At 44.2% G+C, this 16,037-nt stretch carries 12 protein-coding genes; 3 read left to right on the plus strand and 9 right to left on the minus strand.

What is annotated here, in order from left to right; all coding sequences use genetic code 11:
• Positions 1-5: 5 nt before the first annotated feature.
• The 7 genes from DQQ10_RS24890 to DQQ10_RS24925 all read right to left on the minus strand — a co-directional run bounded on the left by DQQ10_RS24890 (position 6) and on the right by DQQ10_RS24925 (position 12,053).
• On the minus strand, positions 6-1,244 hold the full coding sequence (locus tag DQQ10_RS24890; protein WP_112749657.1) for a DUF2264 domain-containing protein: 1,239 nt from the start codon (positions 1,242-1,244) through the stop codon (positions 6-8).
• A gap of 31 nt (positions 1,245-1,275) precedes the next feature.
• Complete coding sequence (locus DQQ10_RS24895) at positions 1,276-2,379, minus strand: glycoside hydrolase family 88/105 protein (RefSeq protein WP_112749658.1); 1,104 nt, start codon at positions 2,377-2,379, stop codon at positions 1,276-1,278.
• 94 nt (positions 2,380-2,473) lie between these two features.
• Positions 2,474-4,144, minus strand: a complete 1,671-nt coding sequence (locus DQQ10_RS24900) for a RagB/SusD family nutrient uptake outer membrane protein (RefSeq protein ID WP_112749659.1) — start codon at positions 4,142-4,144, stop codon at positions 2,474-2,476.
• A 17-nt stretch (positions 4,145-4,161) separates the two neighbouring features.
• A complete protein-coding gene (locus DQQ10_RS24905; protein WP_112749660.1) occupies positions 4,162-7,173 on the minus strand; it encodes a SusC/RagA family TonB-linked outer membrane protein in 3,012 nt (1,003 codons plus the stop codon).
• Positions 7,174-7,715: 542 nt separating this feature from the next.
• Positions 7,716-8,732, minus strand: coding sequence for a LacI family DNA-binding transcriptional regulator (locus DQQ10_RS24915; protein WP_112749662.1), 1,017 nt, complete (start codon positions 8,730-8,732; stop codon positions 7,716-7,718).
• Between the two features lie 33 nt (positions 8,733-8,765).
• A complete protein-coding gene (locus DQQ10_RS24920) occupies positions 8,766-10,634 on the minus strand; it encodes a glycoside hydrolase family 2 protein (protein WP_221409791.1) in 1,869 nt (622 codons plus the stop codon).
• A gap of 60 nt (positions 10,635-10,694) precedes the next feature.
• Positions 10,695-12,053: a BNR repeat-containing protein gene (locus DQQ10_RS24925; RefSeq protein WP_221409792.1), complete on the minus strand. Its 1,359-nt coding sequence runs from the start codon at positions 12,051-12,053 to the stop codon at positions 10,695-10,697.
• 126 nt (positions 12,054-12,179) lie between these two features.
• Here DQQ10_RS24925 and DQQ10_RS24930 point away from each other — a divergent pair, with 126 nt between their 5' ends.
• Entirely contained in the window at positions 12,180-12,371 is a 192-nt protein-coding gene (locus DQQ10_RS24930) for a hypothetical protein (protein ID WP_112749664.1), read from the plus strand.
• 61 nt (positions 12,372-12,432) lie between these two features.
• Here DQQ10_RS24930 and DQQ10_RS24935 read toward each other — a convergent pair whose 3' ends face one another.
• Entirely contained in the window at positions 12,433-12,957 is a 525-nt protein-coding gene (locus DQQ10_RS24935; protein WP_112749665.1) for an REP-associated tyrosine transposase, read from the minus strand.
• Positions 12,958-13,141: 184 nt separating this feature from the next.
• Between DQQ10_RS24935 and DQQ10_RS24940 the strand changes: the two genes are divergently transcribed.
• A complete protein-coding gene (locus DQQ10_RS24940; protein WP_112749666.1) occupies positions 13,142-13,864 on the plus strand; it encodes a hypothetical protein in 723 nt (240 codons plus the stop codon).
• A gap of 154 nt (positions 13,865-14,018) precedes the next feature.
• Here the strand turns inward: DQQ10_RS24940 and DQQ10_RS24945 are convergent, their stop codons facing one another.
• On the minus strand, positions 14,019-14,390 hold the full coding sequence (locus tag DQQ10_RS24945; protein WP_112749667.1) for a VOC family protein: 372 nt from the start codon (positions 14,388-14,390) through the stop codon (positions 14,019-14,021).
• 704 nt (positions 14,391-15,094) lie between these two features.
• Between DQQ10_RS24945 and DQQ10_RS24950 the strand changes: the two genes are divergently transcribed.
• Complete coding sequence (locus DQQ10_RS24950; protein ID WP_112749668.1) at positions 15,095-15,886, plus strand: HAD family hydrolase; 792 nt, start codon at positions 15,095-15,097, stop codon at positions 15,884-15,886.
• Positions 15,887-16,037: the final 151 nt, after the last annotated feature.

Raw genomic sequence — 16,037 nt, forward strand, 5'->3', positions numbered from 1 at the left:
CTTGATTATATCGCCCGATCAATTGAAAATTTCTGACCTGCAAAAGCTTTTTTGCTGGTCCAAGCTATGCCAGGAGCATTCCAAAATTCATTGTCCGCTTTTAAGCCGAGGGGTAAGAATGCCACGCTACACAAATATAAGCTGCCCGTAGAAATATAATGTTCTCCTATCTCCGGTTGATGCCCGACAAGTCCGATACGTAGCCATCCATTCGTGTCGAAAGTTCCAGGTGCATCCATTGTTGTTTTGATTACAGCCGTAAGCGCACTTCTTACTTGCGCGGGCGTAACACTATTCGGCAATTGTTTTTGTAGCGCCATCTGACTGAGCAGTTGAAACGCTCCGCATCGATAGGCAAGTGAACGCCCCAGCGGAGGAAATGCTCCCTCAGGTGAAATCATACGCTCTTGAATTTCTGCGAAGCGCTGTGCGCGTTTAACGATGCGCGCTGACTGCTCTGCTCCTTCGGACCTAACTTCATAAATAGTTTTCCAGATATCGAGCAGCATGGGTTGAATTACAAAACTGTTGTAATAGTCGGCATGAAACTCCGGGCCATCGCCGTACATTCCATCTCCCTTGTACCACTCCTCGTGTGATCGAAGTGCATAGTCGACGCGTACAGGATCATAGTCGTTTGTAAACTTTAGCAGCGCTGCTTCAACCATGGCGCTAAACAAAAGCCAGTTAGAATAGTAGGGCTTAATTGCCCGCGTTGATTTCAAGGCAGTCACCAAATGTTGTCGAGTGACTTCATCGAGATTACCCCACAATTGTTTTGGCGCACGAATTAATGCATGTGCGAGAAATGCGGCGTCTACCAGTGGTTGTCCATGACGCGTGAAGTTCAAAAAACTTTTTGCCGTGGGCGTAACGGCATTGCGAATTGCGCCCACGGACAGTTGGATAAACTTGTCGCGCATTTTTCCTTCGGCCGTCGTATCGGCACCCAGTTCGAGCCACGGCGCAATACCGGCAAGACTTCTTCCTAACGCTTCAAGGTAAGTAACCTCCTTTCTGAATGTTGCATCAACGTGAGATTCTACAGGCATCAATTCTTTGATACGATCACGATGCAATGCATCAAGTACAGGTTGCGTAATTCGCGTAAGCATAGCAATCCAATAATCACGATCCGACTCCTGCGCTGTTGGGGAATCGGGCGTTCTGAAACCAAACAAGGGTGTCAACGTGCTTCCTGCTCCTAGCAGCGAAAAGCCCTTCAAAAAATTCCTTCTGATCATCTTCGTATAATTATTCGCGCCACACGTGAGCTTACTTCATCTTATAGAGTTCGCTACCGGCAAGTAAAAATGCACCGGCTCCATATTCCTGATAGTTATCAATCACAACCTTGTCTGGTGAAGCGCCGATAGGTTGAACCCATTGCAATTTTCCTTCAGGTGTAACGTAACTATTCAAACCCTGCCAGGCTTTCTTCACCACAGGGAGATATTCACTTTTATTCAGTATACCTTGATTGATTCCCCAAGCGAGTGCGTAGCAAAAAAATGCGGTGCCACTTGTTTCCGGATGTGGTACTTCGTTTTCATCGAGAAGACTAGGGCGCCACAGGCCATCTTTGCTTTGAATGGCCTTCACTGATGCTGCCATCTCCTTCAGCAATTGCTCATAGCGATTGTAGTGAGGATCAGTCTTTGGCAAGAACTGTAAAACACGAACGGTGCCTGCCATTACCCACCCATTGCCACGTGCCCAAAAAGTTTTCTTTCCTGAAGGTGTTTTCTTGTTGAAATACGATTGATCGCGATAGAACAGATGTTCTTCTTTGTCGTACAAAAATTCGTGTGTATCCCAGAACATGGTGTTCAGAAATTTGACATAACGATCATCGCCTGTAACAGAATGCAGCTTTGCTAATACCGGCGGCGCCATGAACAAAGCATCACACCACCACCAGTCTTCTCGACCAGGTTTCGGATTGGCAATCAAGGAATCGAAGGTATGCTGAATGTCGGCAATCATCTTCGGATCCTTTTTAATGGCATAGATCTCCAAATAGGTTTGTCCTTTCGCATGATCGTCAGCATGTCGTAACCGTTCAGCGAGTTCCCAATGAAAAGATTCGGACCAAGAGATTGCAGCATCTACATACTTAGCATCCTGCGTCGTGGTGTAGGTGGCCATCACACCGGTGTAAAATGCAGCGCGTGCCCAGTCATTTTCGTTCTTCGCATTAAACGACACCGGATTGGCCAACTGCCAGTCACAGACCTTTCGCATTTGCGTAACAATTGTCTTCTTCGAAAAGAGGTCAACGATCACACCAGCCCATAGGCCGGACGTTGCAACAACAGATAAAATAATTGCGCTGATCAAAATCAGCTTTTGTTTTTTTGGTTGATAACTATTCTTCACGTCTCTAATATTTACTTAACTAGAAAATTACAGAAAGCTCAGTGAATTTATTCACTGAGCCTCTTTAACCCAAGCCAACCCGCAGGTTGTATCTTTAATAGCCCGTATTCTGGCCTAAATCGGCATCTTTGTTGAGATCGCGTTCCAATTGTGGAATAGGAAGTAACAAATGTTTCGCCTCGAGGCCGTTTGTTGTTTCAATATTTCCGTTGGCCAACGCCCCAACTCCGGTAAGCGTCTTCGCACGATTCACGAGCGTGCCGGTGCGAACAAGCGTGTAACGACGATTCTCTTCACCGATCAACTCACGTGCACGCTCGTCGAGAATATAATCCAACGTCATGTCACCTTCTTCTGCTGGCGTTGCATTGGCTCTGTTACGAACTTCATTCACATCAGCAACAGCGCCACTTAAATTATTTTGTTTGAACCGTGCTTCCGCACGAAGTAAATATGTCTCACCAAGTCGCATAAGAATAAAATCTTTCCATGTGCCATAACCGAATGTATCTCTTGAATCAAAGAAATTCCATTTGGTAATATAGGGCGCTAATCTCCACACGGTATCGGCAGCAAGAACCTTTGTCTTCTTACCATCAGCCAGCGTAAATTCAGTATCAACACCATAAGGAACTTTCAATCCTTTAATCGTGCTATAATTTGCATCGGTGCTGTTGAACCAGAAATCTCGGCGAAGATTGTACTTCGAGTTACGCATGTCGCCATCTTCGTAAAGACCATACAGAACCCAGTTGTTGAGACGTGTACGTCCGATCCCACGACCACCCAATGAATCTGCAGGCAACATCCCCGCGATATCATAATAGCCTCCTCCCCAATTTCTTCGCTGTTGTGGTGAATCCGTGCTGTAAGGCTTGTCCGTTGGATTTTCATTCTCAAGCACCCAAATCACTTCCGTGTTACCTTGACTGCGACGTTGGTTTCCAAAAATGAAGATATCAGAAAAAGGATCGCCGGGATTATTTGCCTTTGTACCGAATCGATTCTTTATAAGACTAAGCGCACCACTGTTCCCATTGATAATTTCCGTCAGCTGTGCTTCAGCTTTCGCATTCTCGTTCATTCTTAAATACGCCGTGCCGAGGAGTTGTCTTGCCATTGCTTTGTTTGCTCTACCATCGCGTGCAGCGGAGCCAATGTTGGGAAGTTTTTCAACAGCGAAGAGTAGATCTGCTTCAATCAACGCATTCACCGCGGCAACAGATGCTCTTGTGTAGTCGGTACGCGGCGTTACCGTTGGTTCTGTTACTAAAGGAACACCACCGAAAAGCGTAACAAGCATATCATAGGCATAGGCTCTAAAAAATTTCGCCTCTGCTTCGTACAGTGCGCGATCCGCTGGTGTCATTCCGACAATCTCAAGCTGAGATCCGGCGATCAAATCATTCGCGTTATTAATAAGCTTATACAGGTAACGCCACACTTTAAGTGCCGCAGCGTCGGAAGCATTTAACTGAGTATAGTCGAAGTATGGACGTGCATCGCCATTAGAACGCCCTGCTGGCGCCCACAATATATCTGTTCCAATATGCCACATGTTGATGATGGTCTGATCGTTGGAACTCTTGGGTAACGTAGCAAAGTGCTGATGAATACCCACTACTGAAGCATCGAAGCCAAGTTTATCTTTCAATACATTGGGTTCATACTTATCTAATACCTCTTCGTCAAGAAACGATTCGCTACAGGATATGCTCACCAACATAAGGCTGAAACACATCACTATCTTATAATATTTATTCATACGTCGGTATTTAAGTGTTAGAGAGAGAGATTGATGCCGAGTGATAGAGATCTGACCACTGGGTAGTTTAATTGATCACCTGTAGAACCTCGAGAAGCATAGTTCATCTCCGGATCCCAACCAAACCAATTTGTCCATGTATGCAAGTTCCTACCTGCAGCATAAACCGTCAACGCATTTACACCATAGCGGCTGAGAAATGAACTCGGTACATTGTAGCTAAGACGCACGTCTTTCAAACGCACATAACTCCAGTCTTCCGCAAAATGATAGCCTCGGTAGTTCTTGTATGCCGACAACGATGGCCAATAGTTGCCGGGATTCTCTGGTGTCCAGTACTGGAAACCTTCTGGGAGATTTCTTCTTCCAGCTTCGTCGGCATAAGTAAGATCGGCATTGCGCTTGATCCCACCCTGCGATGTCTGTATGAAAATACTGAGGTGGAAATTTTTATAATGAAATGTATTGGTAATACCCCCATACCATTTCGGATTGCGTTGTCCTATGATAACCCTATCCTTTGCATCGATGATACCATCACCAGCATCAGGTCGTCCATCACCGTTCGTATCGACTGTCGGTTGATCTTTGAATTTGATATCACCTGGTTTTGCAACTGGATCATAATCGCCGATATCATCTGTCTGCCAAACTCCAATCTTTTCATAACCATAGATCACGCGCAATGGCTCTCCAATAAACCAACTGTTTCCAATGTCGTCTTTACCGTCGCCATAGAGCTCGAGAATTTTGTTTTTGTAAGTAGAGAAGTTGACAGACGTTTCCCACTTGAAATCTCCTTTGTCAACATTCACTGAACTCACCGTAAGCTCAATACCAACGTTTTGCATCTTTCCTAGATTCGTCCACATGTCGGTGTACCCATTGACTCCCGGAAGCGCGCGTCTCAAAAGGATGTCTTCGGTTTTACTCTTAAACACTTCGAAGCTACCCGTGATACGATCGTCGAAAAGACCGAAATCAATTGCACCATTCAAAGTCGTGGTAGACTCCCAAGAAAGATTTCCATTACCCAATGTATTATAGAGAACACCTGTTTGGATTGATCCGCCAAAAGGTTGTTGAACAGTTGTCGCCGTCGTGAACGTTTGATTCGGTGCTATCGCCTGGTTTCCGGTTTTACCATACGAGAGACGAAGTTTGATCTGCGAGACCACGTCAGAAAAATCGCTCATGAATGCTTCATTGTGCAAATTCCAACCAACGGCCATCGATGGAAATAAACCAAACTTGCTTTTGTTTGCTCCAAACGCAGAGTATCCATCACGCCTTGCGGTGAGCGTTAACATATAGCGGTTATCGTAGGTGTAGTTAATTCTCCCGAGTTGCGAGAGAAGTGTGTATGTATTAGCTTCTGAATTTGCGCTCTTCGAATTTCCTGCCAGAAGATCGTAGTACGACAAACCGTCGTTGATAAACCCACTTGCCGATGCCTCTGTTTCAAGCGTCGAAACTTTTTGCGCACTATAAACACCGGTTATATCGAAATGATGTTTGTTGATGTCTTTGTTGTAACTCACCACGTTCTCAACAACCCAGTTATTGGTTGTACTGTCGCGCACGGTTGCTGTACCACTGTTGTCGTTGGCAGCCCTTCCTGCGTACGTCGATACCTTTCCAAACGTGTACACATAAGAACCTTTCAACTGATACTTCAGTCCCTTCGCAAATTTGGGTGTCACTTCTACGTAACCGCTTCCCGTAAGATTCTTGTTGCCGTCATCGCGATCAGTAGTGAGGCCTAACAATGGATTAACAAACAACTGCTCAGGCGCCATCGGGTAGATAATATATTTGCCATTCGCATCTTTGGGAACAGAGTATGGACTCATCGCAGTAGCCTGCAGTAAATGCGCGCGACCACCATCAAAGTTGTTGTCGGTGAAGAAGCTTGACATTCCAACTTTTAAACCATCCGTTACTTGCGCATCAAGGTTAGATCGAACCGTGGTACGATTGTATTGAAAACCTTTGATCACACCATCTTGTATAAGTCGTGTTGCTGAAAAATAGTATTGCACTTTCTGCGTTCCGCCACTTACACTCAAATTATACTCTTGAATTTTTCCTGTTTGTGTAGCTTGCTTCATCCAGTCGGTGGTTGTGCCACTATCATAGTTCTGACGTTCGGCAAGGTTTGGCAACACCGCTGTTTGTGTAATGCCATTAGCGATAAGAAAGTCTTTATACTTCTGCACATATTGCTCTGCCCCCATCGGATTAAGCGGATTTGAGATGTCCTCTACACCAGCGTATGCATTGAAGTTGATGTTCGGCTTTCCATCTTTGTTAGCGCCGCGTTTAGTCGTAATTAAAATAACACCGTTTGATCCACGTGTTCCGTAAATCGCTACCGCCGATGCGTCTTTAAGAATTTCAATAGAGGATATATCATTGGGGTTGATATCATTGAGCGTTCCAAAGAATGGCATGCCATCCAATGCGATGAACGGACTTGTATTGGCGTTGATAGAATTAATGCCGCGAATCTGAATTGACCCCGCACTTCCGGGGACAGATGATGCTTGTGTTATTTGCAATCCCGCCGTTGATCCTTGCAGGGCTTGCGTGACGTTGGTTACGGGCAGATTCGTCAATCGATCTTTAGGAACCGACGTTACCGAGCCGGTGATGTCTGAGCGTTTTTGTGTACCGTAACCCACCACAACGACCTCAGATAGTTGCGCGATATCGCTATCGAGTGAGAGGTTGAAAGTAGTTTGATTTCCTACCGTTATTTCTTTCGGCAGAAAACCGATGAAGGTGAATATGAGGACAGCTTCGTCATCGGGTACATTGAGTGAAAATTTTCCCTCCGCATCAGTAGTGGTACCGTTGCTAGTACCTTTCAATAATACGTTAACGCCAGGGAGCGGGGATTGATCGTCAGAAGAAGTAACTTGGCCACTCACGGTCTTCCCGTCTTGTGCCCAGGTTTGGTCGGCAACCAATACGCCGCACATGGCGACGAATAGCGAAACCGATAGTTTCAGTAGATTTTTTCTCATAAGGTTCTTGGTTAGGATAAAATGGGTTTGAATTTTTCAACAGGCCAGGATGAGGTCCGTCGAAGCGTTGCAGTCTCGCCTACCCGGAGTCTGTTTCAATATGGAGTCTATTCATAGCGTTTGCGTTTGGGAATTCATTTTTCGCGATGAACAAAGTTATCTCCGACACCCGCCGAAATTGGGGGTCAATTACGTGTTTCTTGGGGGTGACTTAGACATTTCAAACGTTTTAAACGCATTTTCAAACGTTTTCCGGAGGAACTGTGAAAAATGCAGCACTTCAAGCAATTTGATTTCAATACTCAAAAAAGCCTTCGCGATCAGGGTGCGGGATGGAAAAAGGAAGGTTATGTTCAGCTACAAGTTTGAGTTTGAGCGTGAAGACGAAGCCCCTCAATACTCAGACTCACACTCAAAAACTGTCCCTGATTTAGGGTGCGGGATGGAAAAGGGGAAGCGTATGCTCCTGTCTATTTGTTTGAGTTTGGGGGTGAATGTAAGCACGAAGTCCGCCGTTACTTAAACTCCCAACAAGAAAAAAACTATCGCAAGGAAGACTGTCGCACAACAAGGGTTGGTCTGATGACCACGTGCTTCGGTATTTTTAATGCTCCCTCATCAATCTGTTTTAGCAAAAGTTCCGCAGCAGCATTTCCCACGCGGTAACTTTGCTGATCCACAATCGACAAGGGTGGATCCGTAAGCGACGTGAATGGTTCATCACTAAATCCGATTAAACCAAAACTACCGGGAACTTGAATACCTAAGGTCTTCAGGTATTGTGCTGCACCGGCAGCTGCCAACGCACTTGTAGAAAAAAGTGCATCGGGTGGATTCGGCAAATCCATGAGTTGTTTCATGGCCTCTATCCCGTCTATTAATTGTAGATGATTGCTAACAATCAATTCAGGATCGACAGCAATTCCATGATCGAGTAGCGCCTGGCGATACCCTGATAGTCGCGCTTTATAAATAGCAACATTTGCAGAGAGTGTTAAATGCGCAATTCTTTTGTAGCCTTGTTCAATGAGATGCTTCGTTGCATCATAAGAACCCGCAAAATCATCGATCGACACCATATTAATATTCATCTCGTTGATCACCCGATCAAAAATGATCAACGGAACTTTGCGATCTACTACCTTCTGAAGGTGATCAAATGACGATGTCTCCTTACTACACGACATCAGTATCCCATCAACCCGTGCATCCATTAGCGCTTCTAGGGAAAAGATCTCGTTTTTTAGGCGCTCATGGCTTTGACAAATCGTAACAAAATATCCAGCTTCATGTGCTACCTGTTCTATACCATGAACGGCCTCTGCAAAAAAAGCACGATCGATTCGAGGAACGATTACACCCAAAATCTTACTCTTTCCTTTTCGCAATGCAGCCGCAATATGATTACGCCGGTAGTTCAGGTTTACGGCGGTCTTGTTAACAAGCTCTCGCGTAGTTTTCGCAATTCGCCGGTCGTCGTTCAGTGCCCGCGATACAGTTGATGTCGCCAGGTTCAAAACTTTCGCAATGTCATAGATGGTCGCGCCTGCTTCTTCCATACACACAATGATTATAGCTTATTACAACGTTTATTAATTCTTCTTCCGTTTTACCAACGGCTTTGTTTGCCAGTTTTTTTCCACAAAATCGTAATAATCTTTCAACACATAAAATGCTTGCTTGCGTTTTCCTTCATGATCGTACAATCCCTTGTTGTTCCAGCCTTCTTGATAAACAGGGTTGTTTCTCCGCGGCGAACGAAAGTCATTCAAGATCCATGGCGACAGCCCAACGAAATTATCTGGCATTCTTTTCATCATGTTAACTTGCTCACGATAGTACCATGCTTGATACTCCTCCGACCACCGCGTTAGACTATCACCGTGAAAACCTGCTAGTGCCTCTGCACCTGTTTCGCTGATGAACAATGGCTTATCGTATTTCACCTGCCACTGTGCTGTACGACAATCGGACGGTAAACCTCCATACCAACCGAGATACTCATTCACTGAAACAATGTCTGTAAATTCACCTAGTGGATCGTCAATCATCTGTATGCCGTTAACGTTATGAACTTCAAGTGCAGCAGATACAAGGCGACTATAATCCATTGCTTTCGCAAACTTCACCAAAGTACTCATGAATCTCGTCCTCTCCGGTGTTACCGGCGTTTCATTTCCTACTGACCAAATTATTACCGATGCACGATTTTTATCTCTTGTGATCATGTCTTGTAACTGTTGTTTTGCCTTGTCCAACACCGCTGCACTTGTAAAGTCAATGGTCCAATACACAGGTATCTCCGACCATACCAAAATTCCCATCGAATCAGCCACCTGCACCATCTTTTCATTGTGTGGATAATGTGCAAGGCGAACCATATTCGCATGCAGTGCTTTCGCTTTATTTAAAAGCTGAACGGCATCCGACACGCCGTTGGCTCTTCTAACTTGCTCCGGAATTTCCTCATGAATACAAATACCGCGCATGAATAAAGGCTTATCGTTCAATAATACTTGCTTACCAACGACTTGAATTTTCCTAAATCCAATCTTCTCTTTCACAACATCTTCTCCCACGGTAATCACAACATCATAACGCTTTGGCGTTGTCGGTGACCATAGTTTTACACCCGGCAACTTAACTTCAAAACGAATCGTATCGCCCTGAATTTTCAACGGCTGTTTTATCTTTAACTCGGGAATTTCTACAACACCTTCACCCGTTCTTGCTCCACTCATGACAATCCATCCCTCCGCGGTGTGCTGCTTTACGTTACTATCGTGCTTTAGCGATACGACGTAATCTTGAATGAAAGTACTAGGCACACGAACTAAATGTACATCACGTGTGATACCACCGTAATTCCACCAATCTGTATTGATTGTTGGTATCTCATCTTTGAATCGCTTGTTGTCTACTTTAATCACCAGAAAATTTTCCTTCTCGCGCAACATACCTTTGGGAATTTGAAAGTTGAAGGGCGTGAATCCTCCCTTGTGCGCACCGAGCTTCTTACCATTCAAATACACATCAGCGCGATAGTTCACCGCACCGAAATGAAGAAAAACTTTTTCATTACGACCGACCATTGGTGTATCGAAGGAACGTTTATACCATACGGTACCTTCATAATAGAGTAACTCCGGCTTCTGTGAGTTCCAGTCACCCGGAACATTAAGTGTGTATTGATCATTATAGCCGTGCTCCTTTCGGTCTGTTTTATTTTCAGGAACATCGCTATTCCAATATGCCTCTCTATCTTTTTCGTCACGCTCCTGCCATCTGTAATTGTAATATCCTGTTTCGTAGGGATCAATAATGTATTGCCATGTGCCATTCAAACTTTGACGTGCACGTCCGTAAATATTATTGATCAGGGCATCTTGCGCGTGTAAGTCCAATATTGGCAACAGCAATACCATGAAGCATACAGCATTGCGAGAAAGAAATCTATTCATCGTGTCTTTAAGATAATTAATGTAAGTCAAGTCCACCGGCAAACAAAACGCCAACGTAATCTATTGACGATTCACCTCGAGCACGCGTACTGGTTGCGCTGGGATAGCAACGGATTTTTCACCAGAGCCTTGCGCAACTTTTTGCACGTAGAAATGAAGGATGTTTTGCGTTCGCCAAAGCTCAGTATCGTACGATGGTTCCCAACGATCAAGAGAATGACGTGTGAGCTCAGTAATCTCCCACTGAAAATCTCTCACGGAAGCTTGTGCCATAACAGCCTTACCTCCGAAATCTTCATCACGAAAAATTACGACGAGCTTCTGCCTTAAATCATCAAATAATACCTGCGGCCTGCTAACAGGTATACTACGCGAACCGGCACCACTCAAGCTAAAGTCTGTCTTACGAAAACCCACCCGCGTTGAATACCAATGATTTTTTTTAAGATAGTGCACATAGAATTGTGGCGCGGAGTCGCCCGGCTTTCGGTAATAGGTTACCGTGTAAGGATTATCACTAGCATCTGTTATTATCGAGGTTTGGTTGATTAGGTCACTCTTCTCAGGAATGCTAGCCATACGTTCCGCCGACACCTCACGAATCGGAAGCACATACGCCTTACCCGACGAATTGCGCCACGTCTTACCTTCATCTTCCGATTTCGCATACAATAGATCGTGGTTCGACTCAACATTACTTGTCTCTCGCCACACCCACGAAACATGAATTGTACCTTTACCACTTACACACAATTGCCAATATGCATTCCGTTTCCCTTCACCGTCTATCAAATTACTTTGCACGCGGTCCCAACGCCTCGCGCTCGCATCGTAGCGATTCATCACCATGTTTCCATTTCCCGACGCACCATCACGATAGACAAACAGTAAATTCCCATTGCGCAAGCGATAAAACTCTGGATATGTTACGTTGGTTTCGTCTTGACCGATCATCGACACCTTGTCGCCCATATCCAGTGATTCCGGCACCTTACTCACGCAGTAATTGAGATGGTTGCCATGATGATCCCACGCCATGTGAATATAGCCCAACGCATCAACGCCAATAGCGATCACGTTGTGCGCATCCGCGACATTCCCTGTATAGCGTGTGCGAACAATCTCCCAGTCATTTGACGTCAGTTTCCGTTTAGCCAAAACCACGGCCGCTGTGGAGTCATAAAACGCAACGTACTGATATTCGTTATGCGAAACGATTGAGTTACGTCGAAAGATGGTAGCGTTTACACTCGTCTGCGACCAACCTTTTGCGATGGTAATTTCCTTCGTGGCAATCGCTTGTCCATGCACCACATGTATGGTGACGACCAAAAAAGCGATCATGAATCCGATACGCTTGCACGTAGAAAGTTGCAGGAAGATACGCCCAACACCTGATTTGAAATTTAATTGCATCATTTGATTAAACACGGGATAGATAAAAAAATGCGAATGCTATCTTCAAATTTCAAAGAATTTTACGGTAATCAAGGGGTACAAATCGATTAAAAAGGGGGACAGATAGACATTTATATATGATCGTGAATGGAGCAGTCCATTATTGGTGCTTATCCACCACATGGGTTACAAACAGGAAATGGTGGTATGGCGGCTGACGCGATTGGACACTTCAATTATAACGTTTTAAAATGCATCATATTTGTTCGTGTTTGCATCGCACACGCCATCGCACAATACCAACAAGACAGCGATGTTGCGCGCGGATGGCGTGAGTGATAATCTGGGCTGTGTTGTTGGTGTTGCGCGCGGATGGTGGGAAGGAAAACACCAACAACACTCACCCATCCACGTGCGTAAGGAAATCCCATCCTCGATCATTATAACGATAAAACCGCGCGCTTGAAAAATGATAGTCCTTACACGTATCGCACATCTGTGCTTTCACTGGATTATTATGAATGTAATTTATTTTTTGCCACAATCGTGGACCTGACCATAGGGGAATGTTCCAAGAATTACGTTCCCATACTTGATATTTTCGGTCCTTTGCATTGACCTCTAAATGTTCCAGTGGAGCATTCTCCGTCCGTAGTAATTTCAAAATACGCTGCGATGTATACTTCAACATATCGCGTTGTACATCCGGACGCTCTTGCTTTCCGAGTATCTGCCAGATCATGTGAAAATGATTGTCCATAATCACAAAGGCGAATACACGAATGCGACCGATCTTCGTCAGATATCGTATGCTATCAATGATTATTAACTTGACCCGCGGGTCTTTTAAAACTGCATTCCAATTCAAACAAGTTACAGTAAGGAACTCGGCGTGACGCCTAGCTTCGTAATTTTCATGAGTCATACACAACGGGTAAAGGATATATACAAATTACACATTTGTTCATGGCCACGAAATACCCATCACAATTGTTGCCGTTTACACCGTCTATGCTGTCGAGAACACCGGTAATAAAATCTACATGCAGGATTTTCCGTACACGACGAACACGTTTAGTATTATTCCAAGTTTTGAATAATTTACCAACATGAAAAAACTTACTATTTCTTTTTTACTGTCGATGTTGTTCGTGGTGACGTATGGACAAGACGTTGAACTATTGGTGCAGGGCAACACGCTTCAGCGCGTAGGTATAAACGTTCCATTTCATTTTATCCACAACAAGATCGACACGGCGAAGCTCGCCTTTATTGGAACATTTCGTGCCTATGGCAACAATAATAACGGCACAATAGAAAACTTGTACAATACCATTCAAAAAGAGTCTAAGAAAAGTGGTGCAAACTGTTTTAAGCTGATCAAAGTAACGCGCGCGCAAGGAAGTCGTCAAGCTGAACTCATCCTTGAAACATATTATGCGGATATGCCTACACTGTCGGCCAATAGCGACTTAAAGGAGAAGAACGTTGTGTATATTTTTTCTAGTGAACGCAAATCCACCGACAAGACAACGAGTTTCAAAGTCGACAACGTAAAGAAAGAACTTGAAGGCGGTAAATACCTTCGCTATACCTTGGCACCGGACGGAGAAATCAAAATTTCCAAAGGAGGTATGGCAGGATCGTCGATGACCTTTACCGGAGAACAGAATCGTACCGCGATTTATGTAAGCTTAGGTGGCTTCGGATTAGCGCCCGGCGTTTCCCCTCCTGGAGGTGGCGTCGCACTTTCATTCAACGCCGGTAAAGTAAACAGAATGGATAGTGCCTTTGGCGAACTGCTCACCAACGCATTGGAAAGAGCAGAATAATTCAATTACTTTTTTCGTTCCTGCTGCGCTTTGCACCAAAATCCATTGCGCTGGAAACATCATGGTTTGTGCCGTTATTTGAATGACTACAAAAAATACTAACGAGAGTGCTGCAATTGATTTGTTCAAGCGAGGAATACACGTGTCTTGGAAATTACTGTTCACTTCTTTGAAGATTGAATACTGTACCCGCGGGATCTTGAATCCAATGCATATTTTCTGGAAGTTCTTCAATTTCGTCACAAGTTTCTACGCCGTTAGATAGAAGGTAATTTGTAGCTTCTTCTACATTCGGTACGGTAAGCTGCAACCACGTTTCCGAGTGCGTGTAATTGTCTACGCAATCGAGCCAAATGACATTGTTGCCGAACTTCACTTCATGTGTTCTTGAAACGGTTGGATTATCGAGTGGTTTTTCGGTTACCTCCAATTTTAAAACATCGCGATAAAAGACAACCGTTTTTTCGTATTTACTCTTAGGGATCTTAATGGCAATATTAATGCCCGCTTGAAATTTAGGATGCATGCTTATTTTGTTTTTATATTTTTCACATCGTTTGAAAAAATATCGACTGACTGCTTATTACGGCCTTCACGATATTCCCTGCAGGTCATTGCCACTTTTTCGTTTTATCATTCCCCCAATAATACCAACAGCGTCTTTACTTATCAAATAAACAACGACATGTCTACACGTTGCAGCATAAATTTCCAGATATCTTATTTATTCGGCGTAAGACTGCTTCAGTAAATTCACCTTCTTCAGTGACAACTTGGGACAATCAACCAATAGCCAGTCATAACCACAGCGGAGAAGCCTAACCCACTTCACCAATCATCCTGGCTTCATCCGATAGAGTAGGTATAGATGTTCTCCATATGCGCCCAGTAGTTCTCCCATCGGTCTATAGATGTTCATTCATGGTTGTATGATTAATTTACATGTTTCTCCCAATGTTACTTCATTGCGCACCCATTATTCTCCATATTCCACCAGTAAAACACTAGTATTTGTTTCATAGAATGCATCGTTTATAAAGCAAATGGGCCAGTTTCACTGAAGGATCACTGCACGTTGATTGAAGCGGTTGCTACGTTGGAGGCAACACCCTGCAAGTTCCTCGTGTTCGGATTTTTATTTTGTAAATAATCTATCGCCGTTCAGCACATTTTCAATTTTCGGTCTTATTTCTTGTATTCTTTTATCAAATTGCGACCTCATCAATGTATATGGATTTTTCAAACGTAAAACTCGTAGCCTCCGACATGGATGGCACACTACTCAATACAAAACACGAACTAAGCCCAGACTTCTTTCCCATATTTGAGCGCATGCGCGCAAAAGGTATTATGTTCTGTGCTGCTAGTGGAAGGCAATATCAAAATCTATACACTTGCTTCCCTGGGATTCAGAACGAAATTATTTTCATCGCGGAGAACGGCAGCTATGTGATGTATCAAAACAAAGAACTGCATGTACAAGCCATGGATCGCGAGGTTACGCACCATCTATTAAAGCGTACAAAAGAACTTCCTGATGTGCTCACCATTCTTTGTGGAAAGAAAAGCGCTTACATCGATAACGCCAATCCAAACTTTGTTGAGCGTCTGTCGATGTATTATGCCGAATATGCGATCGTGGACAATCTGCTCAACGTTGAAGACGACGAATATCTAAAGATCGCTATCTGTGATTTATCTGGCGCCGAGCAAAACACCTATCCGCATTTTAGAGAATACCAAAATGATTTACAGGTGAAGATCTCTGGAAATGTATGGCTCGACCTATCGCATAAGCTTGCACACAAAGGGCGTGCGTTGGATATTGTTCAAAAGAGATTCGGCATCGACCGCGAGCACACCATGGTATTCGGCGATTACCTTAACGATGTTGAAATGATGGGAGAAGCTCATTTCAGTTTTGCCATGGAAAATGCTCACCCGGAAGTCAAGAAAGTTGCCAAGTTCACGACATTGGACAACAACAACAACGGTGTATTACGTGTGTTGGAGAAGTTGTGATACCCATCAATAAGCCCTAATAAGAAAAAAGAGGCCGTCTCAAAAGTCATGAGGCGGCTTTTTTTGTTTTTTTTGGGTTAATCTAGTTTGAAAAATGTAGGCGCGTGAAATCTTCGTCACTCATGCGGTCGCTTTTGCAAGATTGTGCGCT

The organism is Pseudochryseolinea flava, from assembly GCF_003286915.1.
Classification (GTDB): domain Bacteria; phylum Bacteroidota; class Bacteroidia; order Cytophagales; family Cyclobacteriaceae; genus Ohtaekwangia; species Ohtaekwangia flava.